Below are 18662 nucleotides of genomic sequence, written 5' to 3' on the forward strand. Positions count from 1 at the left end.
TTCTTTCCATAATACCACATTGCTCCTTGCCATTATTCTTCTGTAACATGTACCTTTAACGTCGCCGTCACTTCCGAATGAAGCTTAATCGGAACATTTGTATAGCCTAAAGAACGAATCGCATCTGGAAGATCAATTTTCCGTTTATCGATTTGAATATTATGTGCTTTTTTTAATTGATCAGCAATTTGTTTGCTTGTTACAGAACCAAATAATCTTCCGCCCTCACCGGCTTTCGCTTTTAATTCAACCGTGATTTTTTCAAGCTGTTCTTTTAATTTTTTTGCCTGCGCTAATTCTTCCGCTGCCTCTTTTTCTTCTTTTTTCTTTTGCGCTTCCAGCTGTTTTAAATTGGCACTCGTCGCTTCAACAGCCAAACCTTTTTTAAAAAGATAATTTTGGGCATAGCCGTCAGCTACATTTTTTACTTCACCTTTTTTCCCTTTCCCCTTTACATCTTGTAAAAAAATCACTTTCATTCTTCATTTCTCCCTTCTAAATATTGTTGAACAGCTTCTTTTAATCGTTTTTCTGCTTCATTTATCGTAACATGCTCCAACTGGGTCGCGGCATTTGTTAAATGCCCTCCACCTCCAAGTGCTTCCATTATTAATTGAACATTAAAATCGCCCAATGATCTAGCACTAATACCGACTGTATGTTCATCACGCTTCGCAATGACAAACGACGCCAATACGCCGTTCATTGATAAAAGAGTGTCAGCTGCCTGAGCAATGATCACTTGATCGTAATATTCATCTTCTCGATCTGCTTTTGCTATTGCAACCCCATTATTCATAATCTCTGTGTTTTGAATGAACTTGGCACGTTGAACAAATTGTTGAATATCCTCTTTCAACAATTTTTGGACAAGGATTGTATCCGCTCCTTTTGATCGCAAATAAGACGCCGCATCAAATGTTCTAGAGCCTGTTCGAAGCGTGAAGCATTTTGTATCTACCGTAATACCTGCCAACAATGCAGTTGCCTCTATTGTACTCATTTTAAATTCTGCAGGCTGATATACTAAAATTTCCGTAACAAGTTCAGATGTAGATGATGCATAAGGTTCTATATAAACAAGCAGTGGATCTTGAATAAATTCTTCTCCCCTGCGATGATGGTCAATGACTACTACATGGTCAATTTCGCTCAGCAATTTTTGTTCAGCCACCATTGAAGGTTTATTCGTATCTAGAATCACGAGAAGAGAATGATCTGTTGCAATATTCAGGGCTTCATCCGGAGTAATGAATCTGGACCATAACTCAGCATCCTTCTTTACTTCCTCCACAAGCTTTTGAAGTCCTTGGCCGAATTCTTCATAGTTTACAACAATAAAACCTTCTTTATGATTGATTTGCGCCACCTTCAATATTCCTATTGCTGAACCAATTGAATCCATGTCAGGATTTTTATGACCCATAATAAATACTTTATCACTTTCACGAATGATTTCTTTTAATGCATGGGAAATCACTCGAGCTCTAACGCGTGTGCGTTTTTCGATCGGATTTGTTTGTCCGCCGTAAAATTTAACCTTGCCATTTCCCCGTTTAATAGTAACTTGGTCTCCTCCGCGGCCTAAGGCAAGATCTAGACTCGACTGCGCCAGATGCCCCAATTCAGACAGATCTTTAATGCCGGCTCCAATCCCGATGCTTAAGGTGAGAGAAACATTTTGAATAACCGCTTTTTCTCTGACTTCATCTAAAATAGAAAATTTCGTTTTTTCAAGCTCAGCCAAAATTTTTTCATTAAAAACCGCAATAAAACGTTCAGAGGAAATTCTTTTTAAAAAAATACCGTTATCGACTGCCCATTTATTTAATATGGATGTCACAAGACTGTTTAAATTGCTCCGCTTTTGATCGTCGAGCCCTTGTGCAATTTCATCATAATTATCTAAAAATATATAAGCTAAAACAATCCGTTCGCTTTCATACTGCTTTTTTAGTTCCGTTTGGTCCGTTTCATCAAAAAAATAAAGAAGCCTTTCTTCTTTTTTGACAATGACGCGAAATTTACGATTTTGAAGAGTCACGATATCGGAATCTATCCCTTTTTGAAATAACACTTTTAATGTTTCAGAAATTTCGTCAAGAGGACGACCGACCAGCTTGTCGTTCTTAAAATATGAAGCTAAAAATGGATTGACCCATTCCACTGCAAATTGATCGTTGATAAGCATAATGCCAATCGGCATCTTCATAAAAACTTCATCGCCAGCTTTTTTCAAACGAAACGTTAAATCAGAAATAGAATGTTCCAATTCCAATTTCAATCGTTTAACAGCATAAAAGAAAAAAAACAACAGACAACCTGCAACGATTGCGCTAATACAGCCAATCACCCAATTATAAAATAACAGAAAACCGATCATTGCCGCTATTACGCCGATGAGTGCGTATAACGGGTAAAAGAATAAAGGTTTTTCAAAAAAACTCGGCATTTTATTCAGCTCCTTGCAAAAAGAACGAACCAAGGCCTAACGTATTTTTTCGCGGAGATTAAACCCTAAATCAATGATTCCCAATATTCGTACTGGATAAAGAAGAATTGGCAAAATAAATGTTCCAATTACAATCAATACCGGCACTGCTTTCGAAAGTTTTTTCACATGACAAAAATAAAAAATAAAGGAAAACCCTTGAATTAAAAGCACAGTCTGTAAAACAAACACAATATTGTAAAGCGCGTTATTTAAGAAAGATTCTTTAGGCAAATTGATAAGCATAAGGAGAATGGCGATTAAATAATACCAAATAATACTTTTTGGAAATTTCCAGTCGCGGAAAGGGGTGATTGTTCCAACATTCAATTTTAATCTTTTTATAATTCCAATGTTCAATATATGTATAATCACGGCTAACATAAATGACACAATGACAAACATGCTCGGAAGCAAGTTCATTAATAAATCAAACTGCTCGTTCATTTGCTCCATCATTGTTTTTTTCATTTCTTCATCCATTGAAGGGAATGCGGCTAATGTTTCCCTTACTGAAGACTTGGTTTGTTGTATAACATCACTAAAAAGATCAACGCCCAAAAAAACAATTGATAACGCATAATCAAGAACAAAATTGATGAGCAATGAAATGGTGCCGCCTATTAACGCAAACAGCTGCCGTTTTTGACGATAAAAGTATGCCATTATGATACCTGTCACACTGAACATGAGCCCAATCGGCAGCGAAACGATGGAGCCGACCAAAAATGTCATCACGATTGATGCTAATAATAAAACAAAAGACTGCTTGATTCCGTGGCGGATACCGAAAATAATAAACGGCGTCGAAAGGAAAAATATTGATATAACGCTTAATATCGGAACATATAAAGTAATTAATAGAAAAACGGTATAAATAGCAACGAATATAGCACCTTCTGTTAAAACATTCGTACGTTTCACAGACTCACCTCAATCAAGACTCATACCATTATTTTAATCTAGACTTTTTAAACAATCAAATCATGGTTTCATTTAACGGACAAGAAAAAAGCAACAAGGGATTCACCTTGCTGCCTTTGAAATTTCTTATTTATCATCTGCAACATAAGGAAGCAATGCCATTTGACGGGCCCGTTTAATGGCAACTGTTAATTTCCGTTGATATTTTGCACTCGTTCCTGTTACACGGCGAGGCAAAATTTTTCCGCGTTCAGAAATGAATTTTTTAAGCAAATCAACATCTTTGTAATCAATGTGCGTAATGCCGTTTGCTGTGAAATAGCACACTTTCCGGCGTTTACCGCGGCCTCTGCGTCCAGCCATTACAATTCCTCCCTTCTTTACATTTATCTAGGCGTACAATCGGTTAAAATGGTAAATCATCATCTGAAATATCAATCGGTTGTCCATCATTAGCAAATGGATCATCGTCAAAGTTTTGGTGGTTCTGATTATTCCGGTTTGGATCAAATGGTGCACCGCCATATGGATTTGCATTTCCTTGATTTCCTGCAAAAAATCCCGAATTATTCCCGGCTGCGGCACTCTTCGGTTCTAAAAATTGAACACTGTCCGCCACAACTTCTGTTACAAATACTCTTCTTCCCGTTTGATCTTCATAGCTGCGTGTTTGAAGACGGCCATCAACACCCGCAAGGCTGCCTTTTTTTAAATAGTTGGCTACGTTTTCCGCAGGACGCCGCCAAACGACACAGTTGATAAAATCTGCTTCGCGTTCCCCTTGCTGATTTGTAAAATTTCGATTAACTGCCAATGTAAAGGTTGCAACGGCTACACCGCTGGGCGTGTATCGTAATTCGGGATCTCTTGTAAGCCGACCGACCAAAACGACACGATTCATCATTTCAGAACCACTCCTAAAATGTCTTTTAAGATGATATTACCATTTTAACACGTATATTGGAACAAATTACTCTTCTTCTTTAACAATGATATGACGTAAAATATCTTCATTGATTCTTGCCAAACGGTTAAATTCTTCAACCGCTTGAGGTGAAGCTTGAACGTTTAAAATCATGTAAATACCATCTCGGAAGTCTTTAATTTCATAAGCGAGACGGCGTTTTCCCCATTCCTTCACCTCTGTAATCTCCGCACCATTGTTCACAAGAATGCCGTTAAAACGCTCAACTAGCTCTTTTTTAGCATCCTCTTCAATATTTGGACGGATAATATACATAATTTCGTATTTTCTCATTCTCTTACACCTCCTTTTGGTCTTGACGGCCCAATTCGGGCAAGGAGTAATTATCATTACTCACAAACCAAAATTATAGCAAAATTTTATTGATCTCGCAACATTAGACATTAAATCGAAAATGAATAATATCTCCGTCTTGAACCTCGTAATCTTTTCCTTCCAATCGAACCTTTCCAGCTTCTCTTGCAGCAGCCATCGAACCTGCCTCAATTAAGTCTGTATAGGAAACTGTTTCGGCCCGAATAAATCCCCGTTCAAAATCAGAATGAATGATGCCTGCGCACTCAGGTGCTTTCATTCCTTTGCGGAACGTCCATGCCCGAACCTCTTGTTCCCCAGCAGTAAAATATGTGGCGAGTCCCAGCAAGCTGTAAGATGCTTTAATTAATTGATCTAAACCAGATTCCTGAATTCCAAGCTCCTGCAAAAACATTTCTTTTTCTTCCGAATCAAGCTCGACCATTTCAGATTCAATTTTTGCACATACGACAATTACTTCGGCATTTTCCGCAGCAACATATTTGCGCACTTTTTCCACATATTCATTACTTCCAGAGGATATATCTTCCTCACTAACATTTGCTACATAAAGTACAGGTTTAATGGTGAGCAAATGAAGCTGTTTTACATATTTCATCTGTTCTTCCGTGAATGAAACAGAACGGGCGGGCTTTTCATTTTCAAACGCTTCTTTTAACTTCATTAAAATTTCATATTCAAACATAGCTTGCTTGTCTTTTTGTTTTGCTATTTTGGCAACGCGATCGATCCGTTTATCAACTGTTTCCAAATCGGCCAAAATTAACTCGATGTTAATTGTTTCAATATCTGCAATCGGATCCACTTTTCCGTCAACATGCGTAATATTTTCATCATCAAAACAGCGAACAACATGGCAAATTGCATCCACTTGGCGAATGTGAGACAAAAATTTATTGCCAAGACCTTCTCCCTTGCTTGCCCCTTTGACAATTCCTGCAATATCAGTAAATTCAAATGTTGTCGGAACCGTTCTTTTCGGCTTAAATAATTCTGAAAGCTTTTGCAGGCGATAATCAGGCACTTCAACAATTCCTACGTTCGGATCAATGGTGCAAAACGGATAGTTCGCACTCTCGGCCCCCGCTTGTGTGATCGCATTAAACAGCGTTGATTTTCCAACATTCGGAAGACCAACAATACCAGCAGTTAATCCCATGAATTTTCCACTCCTCTTTTTGTACGGACACTATCTCATCAACTAATCTTCACCCATTATAGATAGGAACAAGAAAAATGACAAGCTTTCATCCTCCAAATCGATCAGCTCTATAAAAAAAAGACTGCCGATTTAAGGCAGCAGTCTTTCATTGTTGCTTCTCACTATGTTTTTCAATGACTTTTTTCATCTTTCTTACAAATTCTTTTCTCGGCATGAGAACACTATGGCTGCAACCTTCACATTTAATACGGATATCCATTCCCATTCGGATCACTTTCCAGCGATTTTCTCCGCAAGGATGAGGTTTCTTCATTTCAACAATATCATAAAGGTCAAATTCCTTGTTAACCATCTAAGCCGTCATCATCCCTTCCTTAAATATTCCATTTATAGCAAACATACAGTATATCTTTTTAGTTAAAGCGAAAAGCCATCTATACTTAGATGGCGCCATGATAGATTTATTTTAACAAGTTTTGTATTTGATTTGTACCTTTCATCAAGCCAATCCCGTTTGAAGGTATAAACACTATTCATTTTTAGGTATAGAAAATTTAAATATTCCGTATACTGGTAATACTATTTCAGGGGGTGAATGGCTGATGAATATAAAAACAAATTTTTTCCCTTATAAAAAAGAAAAAGAAAGAATCTTTTATCATCATACAGATGCTGTTACTAAATTATCACTAAAAATTGGAAGTCTTATACCAAAAGAACATCAAGATTCCATCGTCGTTTTATGCATTGGAACAGATCGTTCAACAGGAGATGCGTTAGGTCCGATAGTCGGGACGAAGCTAATGGAACAAAATTCAACTCATGTTCATATATTTGGGACTTTGAAATCTCCGGTTCATGCTGTCAATTTAGGAGAAACGATTGAGACGATAAACAATCAGTTCGAACATCCCTTCATCATTGCTGTGGATGCTTGTTTAGGTCTCTATCAAAACATTGGTTCTTTTCAAGTAGCGGAAGGTCCCTTAAAGCCAGGTGCAGCTGTCAACAAATCGCTTCCGGCGGTCGGAGATATGCACATCACCGGAATCGTTAATGTCAGCGGCTTTATGGAGTTTTTTGTTTTGCAAAATACGAGGCTCCATCTTGTTATGAGCATGGCTGACGTCATCTCAGCAAGTTTGATCAATGCCTTCAATTCTATAAGAGAATCTGAACAATCAAACGTATCGCTATTTCGAAGAGGATTTGAATTTTAGCTGTTCTTCAACATCAAGATGATACTTTTACATCCAACAGTTCTAAAATACGCACCAAATCTTCTTTCGAAAAAAACTCAATCTCTATTTTCCCTTTCTTCTTTTGCTGCTTAATGGAAACGGATGTTCCAAATTTTTCTCGTAAAAACGATTCTTGTTCACGTATAAAAGCATCTTTTTTCTCTATCTTTTTCTTTGTTTCACGTGAAACACTTTCATTCATCTGCTGCACTAACTGTTCTACTTGCCGGACATTTAAATTTTCTTTTAAAATTTTATTCACTAAATATTCAAGTTTCTCTTTTTTCTTTATGCCAAGCAATGTTCTCCCATGACCCATTGATAGCTTGCCTTCAGATATCAATGTTTGGACGAACGGTGGAAGGCTTAGGAGCCGCAAATGATTGGCAATATGCGGACGGCTTTTGCCAAGACGTTTTGCCAATTCTTCTTGTGTAATGTTTAAATGCTCCAAAAGCGATTGGTACGCTTTCGCCTCTTCAATCGGGGTTAAATCTTCCCTTTGCAAATTTTCTAATAGAGCGATTTCCATCATTTGCTCATCTGTCAACTCTTTCACAACTGCCGGAACTGTCTTAAGCTTCGCTTCTTTTGCTGCTCGATAACGGCGTTCACCGACTACAATTTCATAGCCTTTTATGCTCTTTCGGACTATCAGCGGCTGTAAAATTCCGTGCTGCAAAATGGATTGCTTAAGCTCTTCAATCGAACCAGGGTCAAATGTTTTTCGCGGTTGATAAGGATTTGGACGTAAATCCCCTATTTTAATATCTTGCACCACTTCTTCCTTATTCAGTTCTAAATTGGCAAAAAGTGCATTAATTCCTTTCCCTAATCCTCTAGCCATTTGCCACCACTTCCTTTGCTAATTCTAAATAAACCTCTGCTCCTTTGGATCTTGAATCATAAAGGATAATAGGCTGTCCATGGCTCGGTGCTTCACTAAGCCGCACATTTCGTGGAATAATGGTTTGATACACTTTGTCTTGAAAGTATTTTTTTACCTCATCAATTACTTGAATGCCTAAATTAGTCCGCGCATCAAGCATTGTCAGCAATACACCTTCAATCATCAAATCCGAATTCAAATGTTTTTGAACCAACCGAATAGTATTTAACAGCTGGCTCAATCCTTCCAAAGCATAGTACTCGCATTGAACTGGAATAATGACCGAATCCGAAGCCGTTAGCGCATTGAGTGTTAAAAGTCCGAGCGAAGGCGGGCAATCAATTAATATGTAATCGTATTGCTGCTTCACTGGTTCAAGCGCTCTTTTTAATCGGACTTCACGGGAAATCGTCGGAACTAATTCAATTTCAGCACCTGCAAGTTGAATAGTTGCTGGAATCACATCAAGATTTTCAATCTGTGTTGTTTTAATGACTTTTTTTACATCTGCATCCTCTACTAAAAGATCATACACACAAAGGTCGACATCCGCTTTTTCAATACCAACCCCACTTGTCGCATTACCTTGAGGGTCTATATCGACTAATAGAACCCGCTTTCCTGTGTATGCTAAGCAAGCTCCGAGGTTAACGGAAGTTGTTGTTTTTCCAACGCCGCCTTTTTGGTTCGCTATGGAAATGATCTTACACACGGTGTCACCTGCTTTCTCCTACTTCAAATGTTCTATTGTATTTTATTTTATCACGAATATGCTTAAATGTAGGTGATATCTTTGGGGATGTTTCACAAACTTTTTTCTTTTGTAGGTGGAAATGCTAGGAATTCATCCTTTTTTCGAAAAAAATAAAATATTGTCGTATTTCCCGGAAAATAATTTGTTGCTGTCGAACATTCTGTCCAAGTCTTTTTGCTAAGTTTTTTTATAATCGAGTAGGAGGGAGCGATTAACTCCCGTCCTCTCACACCACCGTACGTACGGTTCCGTATACGGCGGTTCCATTAAGATAATTGACGCAAGTCTTTATAACTTCCGTGAATAGCTGTTCTCTTTATGCCAGTGGTCACTCCACCCTCCAAGAGGTCTCCCACGGGATTCACCGCTTCCTCCCTCAAGTGAGGTACTACGTTTTCTGTGTTCATCATGACTCACTGAATGCCAAGGGCTATTCTCTCTTAATTGTTCGGTCCTTCTTAGTTGTTCTAGACCAACTAATACTATGACCTCTGCTGACTTCTGACGGTTCAGCTACTTATCACTAAGTAGGTTATGAAGAGTACTTCACATATCCGCCAGACCTCCCCGGGTAAGTACATGCACTTTCACACCATCTATCCGCCTCATTTACTCGATATGACCTTCGACAGAAAGAGCTTTGTTTTGTTTTGCAAACTCACTCAATCATACCTAGCCTTATATGAGGTTCGTGTTCCTCCCGAGTTCGACAGTTTTGAGACCATTTTAGGCAAATGAAAATGGTTAAAATGCTGTAATATCAAGGATTTCACGATGCGGATCCTAGAAAAAAACGCTGAATTTCATAGGCACACGACTTAACAAATTAACCTTTTAAAATAGCCAAATATCGTTTATAATATAGGCATGTACATGCGGAAAGTAACACGCAAAAATAAAGATGGAACGACCGTGGCGTATCTCCAGCTTGCTCACAACGAATTGGATCCGAAGGTCAAATATGCGAAAACGAAGGTGATTGATTCGTTTGGGCGCGAAGACGAGGTGGATCGCGCTGTCTTGGAGCGTCTGGCCAAAAGCATTTCGTGATCCTTTCTCCTGACTCATGAATCGTGGCCGAAAGTAAGGGACGAATGCGAGCGTCTTATGCTTGGACATTTTTCTTCAAAAACGGAGACCTTGATCAACGAACCGAGCTGACGGCCAAACAAGCGCAACTCTTTGCGGCTCTAGGGCTGAAACCTCCTCCGAAGATCCTAGGCATCCATCCTCGCCCCTAGATACACGCCCGAAGTGTGCTCAAATGCCTCTCGTCCCTTTTGTATCAAGGGTCGAGAGGCATTTTGTTTGCCTAGTCACTGTCGAACTCGGGTTCCTCGGACCGGTGTTTTGCCTCCAGCTTCCTTCAGATTCCGCGTCACCACGGACACCCTTTCGTTGAGCTAACCTCTACTTCTGTCTTCGGGGTTCGGGACTGACACCCTATAGTTCATGTACATGCCGGGCGCACATAAAAAACTCTTCACGAAAAAGTGTGAAGAGTTATTTTGGAATTTTGATCGTTAATTGTATATAGTTTTCAAATTCTTCTTCTTTTGAATCTATTTTAACTCCTGTTTCAGCCACCATAGTCAAAGATTTCCGAATCGTATTCAAAGCAATTCTCGTATCTCTGCTGAACACTTTTCTTTTCGGTTTTTGCTTTTCTTCTTTTTGGTCTAACATTTTAACTACGCGATCTTCTGTTTGTTTAACATTTAACTGTTTTTCAATAATTTCGTTTAACAATTTAATTTGCAATTCATGATCTTTTAAAGGAATGAGTGCTCGCGCATGACGTTCCGTAATGGATTTGTTTAACAATGCCTCTTGAACTTCTTTTGGGAGCTTCAGCAGACGTAGTTTATTGGCAATCGTCGATTGTCCTTTTCCAAGCCTTTGAGCTAGCGCTTCTTGAGTCAGCTGATGGAGTTCAATTAATTTTGCATAAGCAACTGCTTCTTCAATGGCTGATAATTCTTCCCGCTGCAAGTTTTCAATTAAGGCGATTGAAGCGGTTTCTTTATCATTATAATTTTTTACTATAGCCGGAATTTCCATCCATCCAAGTTTTTTGACAGCTCTCCATCTTCTTTCCCCGGCAATAATTTCATACCGTTCATCCGTTTTTCTGACAACAATCGGCTGTATAATGCCATGAGTTCGGATTGTTTGCGCCAATTCATCAATTTTATCTTCAGAAAAAACAGTTCTCGGCTGAAATGGATTAGGGACGATCTCATCAACAGGAATATGCAAAATTTCTTCTTTTACATCTTTTTCTTCTTCAAAGTCCGTCACATCTTTTTCCCCAAAGCCAAATAATCGAGAAAAAGGATGCTTCATATGCTGACACCACCTTTAGAAACTACCAGCATTTATTAAATTTCTCGTTTTCTAGACAAATTTCCTGCTTAAAATGACAAACAAAAAATATTATTTTCGAACAAGTTACTCAATAGGCATTTTATTTGGTGTGCCGGGCTTCCTAGGATACTTTTTCGGAGTAGCACGATGTTTATGAATCACAATGATATTGCGCTGACTTTTTTCAATGGGCAATTGAAAGGAATGAATCGTCTGGACTTGTCCGCCAAATAATGAGATCGCTTTATTTGCCCCTTTTAATTCTTCTTTTACCGATTGAGCCTTCAATGCCAAAAAATCACCATTTACTTTCACGAGCGGGATACAAAGTTCACTTAGTACGGATAATCGTGCTACAGCCCTAGCTGTCACGATATCAAAAGATTCCCGAAATATTTTCTTTTGACCGAACGTTTCCGCACGATCGTGGTATAAAAAGACATTTTCCAAATTTAGTTGAGCAGTTAAATGCTCTAAAAACGTAATTCGTTTTTTCAAAGAGTCAACGATTGTCAACTGCAAATGAGGAAAGCAAATTTTCAGCGGAATGCCGGGAAAACCAGCACCCGCTCCAACATCGCAAACGGAAAGAGGTCTGTTAAAATCATAAAAAAAAGCAGCCGAAATAGAATCATAAAAATGTTTGATATACACTTCTGTCCGATCCGTTATGGACGTCAAATTCACTTTTTCATTCCATTCCGTTAGGAGCTTAAAATATGCTTCAAATTGTTCCAATGCTTGTGAGGAAAGCGAAATCCCTCTTTCCTCCAGCAACGTTTGAAACTGAATACTGTCCATCGCTCTATCCTTTCGTCTCCATTGTAATAAATCTCTTTATTCATTAGACACGCGGGCGATACGGCCTTGTTCCAAATAAACAAGTAAAATAGAAATATCCGCCGGATTGACGCCTGATATGCGTGAAGCCTGTGCAACTGATATCGGCCGAACCTGTTTTAATTTTTGCCGCGCTTCTGTTGCAAGTCCATTGATAGCGTCATAATCAATGTCTTCTGGTATTTTTTTGTTTTCCATGCGTTTTAATTTCTCTACTTGCTGCAACGATTTTTCAATATATCCTTCATATTTGATTTGAATTTCTACCTGCTCCTCCACTTCTTTAGGCAAAGCTTCACTTTCGGTAAGCATTTTTATATGTTCATAATTTATTTCTGGACGCTTCAAAAGGTCTGAGGCACGGATGCCGTCTTTTAACGGACTTCCTCCGACTTCTTCAATCAGTTTTTGAGTCTGTTCATTCGGCTTGATAATGATGGAACGGAGGCGTTTTTTCTCATTTTCTATCGCTTCTTTTTTGGCCAAAAACTTTTCATACCGCTCTTTTTTAATCAAACCGATTTTGTATCCGAGTTCTGTCAAACGCAAATCAGCATTGTCATGGCGAAGGAGAAGACGGTATTCGGCTCTTGATGTTAAAAGACGGTATGGTTCGTTCGTTCCTTTTGTCACCAAATCGTCTATTAATACACCGATGTAAGCATCAGAACGGCTGAGAATGATCTCTTCTTTATTCAACGCTCTTCTAGCGGCATTAATACCGGCCATAATCCCTTGACCAGCTGCTTCTTCATATCCTGAAGTTCCGTTAATTTGTCCTGCCGTATATAAATTTTTCACTTTTTTTGTTTCTAGCGTCGGCCATAGCTGTGTTGGTACGATCGCATCATATTCAATGGCATATCCAGCTCTCATGATTTGTGCATTTTCAAGCCCCGGAATGGTAGATATCATACGGCGCTGTACATCTTCCGGCAGGCTTGTAGAAAGCCCTTGAACATAGACTTCTTCCGTATTACGGCCCTCAGGCTCCAAAAAGATTTGGTGGCGCGGTTTATCATGGAAACGGACAATTTTATCTTCAATAGACGGACAATAACGAGGTCCTGTCCCTTTGATCATACCAGAATACATGGGCGATCTGTGCAAATTTTCGTCAATGATTTTATGAGTTTCACTGCTTGTATACGTCAGCCAACAAGGAAGCTGATCGGTAATATATTTCGTTGTTTCGTAGGAGAATGCGCGCGGCTCCTCGTCTCCAGGTTGAATTTCTGTTTTGCTGTAATCAATGGTTTTACTGTTGACTCTTGGAGGTGTCCCTGTTTTAAAACGAACAAGTTCGAATCCAAGCTTTTCTAAATGCTCTGACAGCTTAATGGACGGCTGTTGATTGTTTGGTCCGCTTGAATAAGAAAGGTCGCCGATAATGATTCTTCCACGCAAAAACGTCCCTGTTGTTAAAACAACTGTTTTCGAACGGTATTCGGCTCCTGTCTGCGTCACGATCCCTTTGCATATACCGTCTTCTACAATTAATTCTTCGACCATTCCTTGAAGCAATGTTAAATTTTCTTCCTGCTCCAGCGTCTTTTTCATTTCCCTTTGATATAAAACTTTATCGGCTTGCGCCCGAAGTGCACGAACAGCAGGTCCTTTTCCTGTATTTAACATTCTCATTTGAATATATGTTTTATCGATGTTTTTTCCCATTTCTCCGCCAAGCGCGTCAATCTCACGGACAACAATTCCTTTTGCCGGCCCGCCGATTGAAGGATTACATGGCATAAAAGCTACCATATCCAAATTAATAGTCACTACTAATGTTTTAGCACCAAGCCTTGCAGCCGCAAGACCCGCCTCACAGCCCGCATGACCTGCGCCAACCACGATTACATCATATTCACCGGCTTGATATCGCATCAAATTCACACCCTTTCCTATTTACCTAAGCAAAATTGCGAAAACAACTGATCAATTAAGCTTTCATGTACACTGTCGCCAATGATTTCGCCGAGGAGTTCCCATGTTCTTGTTAAGTCGATTTGAACAATATCGATTGGGACGCCTTGTTCTATTCCCTCTATAGCCTCTTCAACAGCTTTTTTGGCCTGAGATAACAACGCAATATGGCGTGTATTGGAAACATAAGTTAAATCATCTGCTTGAAGATCCCCTTTAAAAAACAAAGAACTGATCTGTTGTTCCAATTCGTCGATCCCTCTATCTTCCTTTAAGGAAGTGGTCACAATTGGATTTCCATTGGCAAGCTTCTGCACTTCATCCATATCGATTTTCTTCGGCAAATCAGTTTTATTGACAATGACAATAAAATCCGTTCCCTTCACGGCTTCAAACAATTTTTTATCTTCTTCCGAGAGCTCTTCGTTATAGTTTAGCACAAATAAAATTAAATCAGCTTCTTTCAATACCTGTCGGGATCGTTCCACACCGATTTTTTCTACAATGTCTTCCGTCTCACGAATTCCAGCCGTGTCGATAAGACGGAGAGGAACACCTCTCACATTGACATATTCTTCTATTACATCCCTTGTCGTTCCTGGTATATCAGTTACAATCGCTTTATTTTCATGAACGAGTCCATTGAGCAAAGAAGATTTGCCAACGTTTGGCCGCCCAATTATAACGGTTGATAAGCCTTCCCTCAATATTTTCCCTTGGTTAGAAGTTGAAAGCAGTTTTTCAATTTCGTCTCGCACGTACGAAGCTTTTTCAATTAACATATTATGTGTCATTTCTTCGACATCATCATATTCGGGGTAATCGATGTTGACTTCAACATGTGCGAGCGTTTCAAGAATTTCCTGACGCAGCCGTTTGATGCGCTTTGAAAGACGGCCTTCCATTTGCCCAAGAGCAACATTCATTGCTTTATCGGTTTTAGCCCGAATTAAATCAATCACAGCTTCCGCTTGAGACAAATCAATTCTTCCATTTAAAAATGCTCTCTTCGTAAATTCTCCTGGTTCCGCCAAACGAGCGCCGTGCTTAAGAACTAGCTGCAAAACGCGGTTAACTGTTACGAGACCTCCATGGCAATTGATCTCAACAACATCTTCTCTTGTAAATGTTTTAGGCGCCCGCATGACAGAAACCATCACTTCTTCAACCATTTCTTGCGTATCGGGATCAATTATTTTTCCATAATGAATCGTATGGGTTGGAACATCTTTTAATTGTTTCTTTGCAGGGCTTTGAAAAATGCGATCCGCAATGTCCACCGCCTCATCGCCGCTTAAGCGGACAATCGCAATGGCTCCCTCTCCCATCGGGGTGGAAATTGCTGCTATTGTATCAAATTCCATTGTCTCACCTCGCTTTTTGTTGCGATCTATCATAAACCAATCCGGCAGTTGTTTTCATTCACCAAAGTTTAAAAATACCATATAGTCTAGAAAAAAGAAAAGCACAATGTTTATCCACAAAAAAATTATCTAATTTATTATTTTAACTTATCCACATGTTCATAACAATATTTCGCTACTTTTCACTTATTCACAATACCGTAACGTTTAAGAAACAAGCCAGATAATCTTCCATGGGGTTAGATCTGCATGTCTCGTAATTCAAAATAATGAAAAACGAAATGATTTGATAACTGGAGAAACAGCTTAAAAAACTGCTGAGCTTGAAAAATCAAAGAGGTACCAAAAAAGTTGAAGAGTCTTTAATAGAGGTTGACAGAAACCGAAAATTCCTTTTTAAAGACATCTATTTGGAGGCTAAAAAAAATGATGAATTGGCTTTCCAATTCATCAAAAAACTTATTTTGGTGCGATGACGACATATCGATTGGGCTCTGTTCCGACTGAATATGTTTGAACCCTTTCATCTTCCATTAACGTTGAATGAATGATTTTTCTTTCAAAAGAAGGCATGGGCTCCAAAGAAAATTCCTTATTTGTTTTTACAACTTTATCTGCCAATTTTACCGCCAATTGAGTCAAAGTCTCTCGGCGCTTTTCACGATAATTTTCAGCATCCAAAATAATGGGGACGTAATCGGTTGACGTTTTATTCGCTACAAGCTGTGTCAAATATTGCAAGGAATTTAACGTTTGTCCTCTTTTTCCAATTAGAATTGCCAAATTTTCCCCTTTAATATTAAAATACGCTGTTTTTTCTTCAAGTTTAATATCAACGGAAGCTGTAATTCCCATTTCTTTTATAACCTGCTCAAGGAAATTTTTCGCCTCGTCCAATGGATTAAGGTCCGTATTCTCGTTCCATTTTAACAAAGCATCCGTCAATTCACTTGTTTCCTTTTTTAATTTCACATGGACAATGGCCGGTTTTTGGCCAAATATCCCAAAAAGCCCTTTTTTTCCTTCATCGATAATTCGAATATCCACTTGTTCCTGCTCAACATTTAATTCTTTTAAGGCTTTCTTCACAGCATCCTCAACGGTCTGTCCAGTAGACGTTATTTCTCTCACTTTTGAGCTCCTCCTGCCTTTTCAGAAGCTTTGCGTATATCTGAACCTTTGATCACAAGAGTTTGGACAATCATAAAAATATTTCCGACTACCCAATAAAGTGATAAAGCTGCTGGGAACGACACCGCAAAAATGACAATCATAATCGGCATCATCCAAAGCATTGTTTGCATTTGCGGATTTATGTTTTCTGTTCCTGCCATCATTAATTTTTGCTGAACAAATGTCAAAATGCCTGCTAAAAGAGGTAGAATAAAATAAGGATCTCTCTCACCTAGATCGAACCATAAAAAGCTGTGTTCAGCAATTTCCCGGGTTCTCATAATGGCATGGTAAAATCCAATTAAAATTGGCATTTGAATTAATAGTGGTAAACAACCGGCAAGAGGATTAACACCATGCTTTTGAAATAAAGCCATTGTTTCTTGTTGAAGCTTTTGCTGTGTTTTTTGGTCTTTCGAACTGTATTTTTCACGCAGCTTTAAAATTTCCGGCTGAATTTCCTGCATGGCCTTTGAATTTTGAATTTGTTTGATCATTAACGGCAAAATCGCTAATCGAATTAAAATGGTTACGATGATAATGGATAAACCATAATCATTTCCAAATAGCTGCGCAAAATATGTAATTAACCAAGAAAGCGGATAAACAATGTACTGGTTCCAAAAACCTTCACTGTCTTTTGTAATCGGTTCATTTATTTCCGTACACCCGGACAAAACAGATGCTAGTCCAAGAATAGCCAGCAATAATACTATTCGCTTCTTCAAAAAAACTTCCTCCTAACAAATTCTATATATCATAATTAAAAATAATCCGTTTCCATTCAAAAAGTATTTTACCATCTTTTTTGTAAAATTGCTTTTAATTTCTTAATGATTTTTTGTCTGATAAATGTTCATTTTTATAAAAAGATGAACAAGACTTTTTTTTACCTCATGATAATTCATTTTCGCAGACGGTTTCCTCGCAATAATAATATAATCCTTCCCTTTAGCGATATTGTCCTTCTCTTCTAAAAATACTTGACGAATCAAACGTTTTACTTTATTCCTCGTCACGGCATTGCCAATTTTTTTACTGACAGACAGCCCGATCCGAAAATCTTTTATATCCGGCTGATCAAGCATATAAATAACGAACTGTCTGTTCGCCATTGACTTTCCTTTTTGAAATACTTTTTGAAAGTCCTTATTTTTTTTTATCCGGTTCCTTTTTTTCATTCCATTCACTCCGACTCTCCGATTTACTCGAGAGATCAAGTAACTTCATTTTGTGTAAAAAAGACCACTGACTTTTTTTCAGTGGTCTACGCTGATAATACTTTTCTTCCTTTACGGCGTCTCCGAGCTAAAACCTTTCGACCGTTTTTTGTGCTCATCCGGCTGCGGAATCCGTGAACTTTGCTGCGTTTTCTTTTATTTGGTTGATATGTTCTTTTCATTCTATGACACCTCCCCGAGGATTAACTCTAAAAAGACAGTCTTTCTAATTATAGTAAAGGAATATCCTAATTGTCAACTAAGGTCCATTGTACTATCGGCAAACAACATTGTGGATATTTTTTTATAAAAAATACAGTTTTACAGCAATTATCGACATTTTTTTCACACATTTATCGACATGTGAATATTTTTTTCAACAGTATGTTGTCTTGTGGATAAACTTTCAAAACCCATTGCAACACATAGGTTATTTTGATATGATATTTGTGTTTTACCTCTGAATATCTTTCATTTATCATTATATTATCCACACGTTGTGGATAAATTGTGGAAAGTTGTTAACGGCCCTGTGAAGGAAGTTTTCCACACTCTCTGAATTTTGTAGAAAAGTTATTTTTCTACTATATTAAATATTTTTGTGCAAACATATGTGGAATGCATATTTATTCATTGTTCATTTTTTACAGCCGATGTAAAGGAGGGTGACCCCAAAGAGCCATGGAGAACATAGAGGACTTGTGGAATCGGGTGCTTGCCGAAATTAAAAAAAAGGTCAGTAAACCGAGCTTTGATACCTGGCTAAAATCTACAAAAGCACACGCTTTACAAGGTGATTTGCTCATCATTACTGCTCCAAATGAATTTGCGAGAGATTGGTTGGAATCCAGGTACCTGCATTTAATCGCGAACACAATATATGATTTAACAGGAGAAGAAATCGGTATAAAATTTATCATTCCGCAAAATTTGACAGACGATGAATTTATGCCTAAAGCCCCCATTAAAACATCGCCAAAAAAAGGGGAAGAGACAAATGAATTTCCCCAAAAC

Annotated in this window: 20 protein-coding genes and 2 pseudogenes; 4 read left to right on the plus strand and 18 right to left on the minus strand. The window is 38.4% G+C overall.

The window, feature by feature from the left end:
* Positions 1-32: 32 nt before the first annotated feature.
* The 8 genes from rplI to NSR00_RS17220 all read right to left on the minus strand — a co-directional run bounded on the left by rplI (position 33) and on the right by NSR00_RS17220 (position 6229).
* Positions 33-479 (minus strand): 50S ribosomal protein L9, encoded by a 447-nt coding sequence (gene rplI, locus NSR00_RS17185; protein ID WP_063387764.1) that lies wholly within the window; start codon positions 477-479, stop codon positions 33-35.
* Entirely contained in the window at positions 476-2452 is a 1977-nt protein-coding gene (locus tag NSR00_RS17190; RefSeq protein ID WP_340789954.1) for a DHH family phosphoesterase, read from the minus strand. Before NSR00_RS17190 ends, rplI begins: the two co-directional genes overlap by 4 nt.
* 36 nt (positions 2453-2488) lie before the next feature.
* Positions 2489-3415: a YybS family protein gene (locus NSR00_RS17195; protein ID WP_340789957.1), complete on the minus strand. Its 927-nt coding sequence runs from the start codon at positions 3413-3415 to the stop codon at positions 2489-2491.
* Positions 3416-3541: 126 nt separating this feature from the next.
* Positions 3542-3778, minus strand: coding sequence for a 30S ribosomal protein S18 (gene rpsR / locus NSR00_RS17200; protein ID WP_044748995.1), 237 nt, complete (start codon positions 3776-3778; stop codon positions 3542-3544).
* A 43-nt stretch (positions 3779-3821) separates the two neighbouring features.
* Positions 3822-4319, minus strand: coding sequence for a single-stranded DNA-binding protein (ssb, locus tag NSR00_RS17205; RefSeq protein ID WP_340789958.1), 498 nt, complete (start codon positions 4317-4319; stop codon positions 3822-3824).
* A 66-nt stretch (positions 4320-4385) separates the two neighbouring features.
* The gene (gene rpsF, locus NSR00_RS17210) at positions 4386-4673 is read right to left on the minus strand and encodes a 30S ribosomal protein S6 (RefSeq protein WP_063387760.1); all 288 of its coding nucleotides are present in this window, start codon (positions 4671-4673) and stop codon (positions 4386-4388) included.
* Positions 4674-4776: 103 nt separating this feature from the next.
* Positions 4777-5874, minus strand: coding sequence for a redox-regulated ATPase YchF (gene ychF, locus NSR00_RS17215; RefSeq protein ID WP_063387759.1), 1098 nt, complete (start codon positions 5872-5874; stop codon positions 4777-4779).
* Positions 5875-6022: 148 nt separating this feature from the next.
* Positions 6023-6229 carry a DUF951 domain-containing protein gene (locus tag NSR00_RS17220; protein WP_063387758.1) on the minus strand — a complete coding sequence of 69 codons (207 nt, stop codon included), beginning with the start codon at positions 6227-6229 and terminating at the stop codon, positions 6023-6025.
* Positions 6230-6479: 250 nt separating this feature from the next.
* On the opposite strand from NSR00_RS17220, the gene yyaC reads away from it, so the two are divergent.
* Entirely contained in the window at positions 6480-7097 is a 618-nt protein-coding gene (gene yyaC / locus NSR00_RS17225; protein ID WP_340789959.1) for a spore protease YyaC, read from the plus strand.
* A 13-nt stretch (positions 7098-7110) separates the two neighbouring features.
* Here yyaC and NSR00_RS17230 read toward each other — a convergent pair whose 3' ends face one another.
* Both NSR00_RS17230 and NSR00_RS17235 read right to left on the minus strand, forming a co-directional pair.
* Entirely contained in the window at positions 7111-7965 is an 855-nt protein-coding gene (locus tag NSR00_RS17230; RefSeq protein ID WP_063387756.1) for a ParB/RepB/Spo0J family partition protein, read from the minus strand.
* Complete coding sequence (locus NSR00_RS17235) at positions 7958-8719, minus strand: ParA family protein (protein WP_063387755.1); 762 nt, start codon at positions 8717-8719, stop codon at positions 7958-7960. The genes NSR00_RS17230 and NSR00_RS17235 overlap by 8 nt, the downstream gene beginning before the upstream one ends.
* A 909-nt stretch (positions 8720-9628) precedes the next feature.
* On the opposite strand from NSR00_RS17235, the pseudogene NSR00_RS17240 reads away from it, so the two are divergent.
* Together NSR00_RS17240 and NSR00_RS18195 are read left to right on the plus strand one after the other, a co-directional pair.
* Positions 9629-9808 (plus strand): annotated as a pseudogene (locus NSR00_RS17240) (IS1634 family transposase); the annotation flags it as partial.
* A gap of 15 nt (positions 9809-9823) precedes the next feature.
* A pseudogene (locus NSR00_RS18195) lies at positions 9824-10002 on the plus strand (IS1634 family transposase); the annotation flags it as partial.
* Positions 10003-10264: 262 nt separating this feature from the next.
* Here NSR00_RS18195 and noc read toward each other — a convergent pair.
* The 8 genes from noc to rpmH all read right to left on the minus strand — a co-directional run bounded on the left by noc (position 10265) and on the right by rpmH (position 17830).
* Positions 10265-11107 (minus strand): nucleoid occlusion protein, encoded by an 843-nt coding sequence (gene noc, locus NSR00_RS17245; RefSeq protein WP_340789961.1) that lies wholly within the window; start codon positions 11105-11107, stop codon positions 10265-10267.
* Between the two features lie 105 nt (positions 11108-11212).
* Complete coding sequence (gene rsmG, locus NSR00_RS17250) at positions 11213-11929, minus strand: 16S rRNA (guanine(527)-N(7))-methyltransferase RsmG (protein ID WP_063387753.1); 717 nt, start codon at positions 11927-11929, stop codon at positions 11213-11215.
* 36 nt (positions 11930-11965) lie between these two features.
* Positions 11966-13852, minus strand: a complete 1887-nt coding sequence (gene mnmG / locus NSR00_RS17255; protein WP_063387752.1) for a tRNA uridine-5-carboxymethylaminomethyl(34) synthesis enzyme MnmG — start codon at positions 13850-13852, stop codon at positions 11966-11968.
* A 17-nt stretch (positions 13853-13869) separates the two neighbouring features.
* Entirely contained in the window at positions 13870-15255 is a 1386-nt protein-coding gene (mnmE, locus tag NSR00_RS17260; RefSeq protein ID WP_339229849.1) for a tRNA uridine-5-carboxymethylaminomethyl(34) synthesis GTPase MnmE, read from the minus strand.
* Between the two features lie 459 nt (positions 15256-15714).
* Positions 15715-16386 carry an RNA-binding cell elongation regulator Jag/EloR gene (gene jag, locus NSR00_RS17265; protein WP_340789963.1) on the minus strand — a complete coding sequence of 224 codons (672 nt, stop codon included), beginning with the start codon at positions 16384-16386 and terminating at the stop codon, positions 15715-15717.
* The gene (gene spoIIIJ / locus NSR00_RS17270; protein WP_063387749.1) at positions 16383-17156 is read right to left on the minus strand and encodes a YidC family membrane integrase SpoIIIJ; all 774 of its coding nucleotides are present in this window, start codon (positions 17154-17156) and stop codon (positions 16383-16385) included. The genes jag and spoIIIJ overlap by 4 nt, the downstream gene beginning before the upstream one ends.
* A gap of 102 nt (positions 17157-17258) precedes the next feature.
* The gene (gene rnpA, locus NSR00_RS17275; protein ID WP_094244819.1) at positions 17259-17609 is read right to left on the minus strand and encodes a ribonuclease P protein component; all 351 of its coding nucleotides are present in this window, start codon (positions 17607-17609) and stop codon (positions 17259-17261) included.
* An 86-nt stretch (positions 17610-17695) separates the two neighbouring features.
* Complete coding sequence (rpmH, locus tag NSR00_RS17280; RefSeq protein WP_063387747.1) at positions 17696-17830, minus strand: 50S ribosomal protein L34; 135 nt, start codon at positions 17828-17830, stop codon at positions 17696-17698.
* 499 nt (positions 17831-18329) lie between these two features.
* On the opposite strand from rpmH, the gene NSR00_RS17285 reads away from it, so the two are divergent.
* A partial coding sequence (locus NSR00_RS17285; RefSeq protein ID WP_340734385.1) for a DnaA N-terminal domain-containing protein occupies positions 18330-18662 on the plus strand: 333 nt, incomplete at its 3' end.

The organism is Aeribacillus sp. FSL K6-8394, from assembly GCF_038008865.1.
GTDB classification, from domain to species: Bacteria; Bacillota; Bacilli; order Bacillales; family Aeribacillaceae; genus Aeribacillus; species Aeribacillus composti.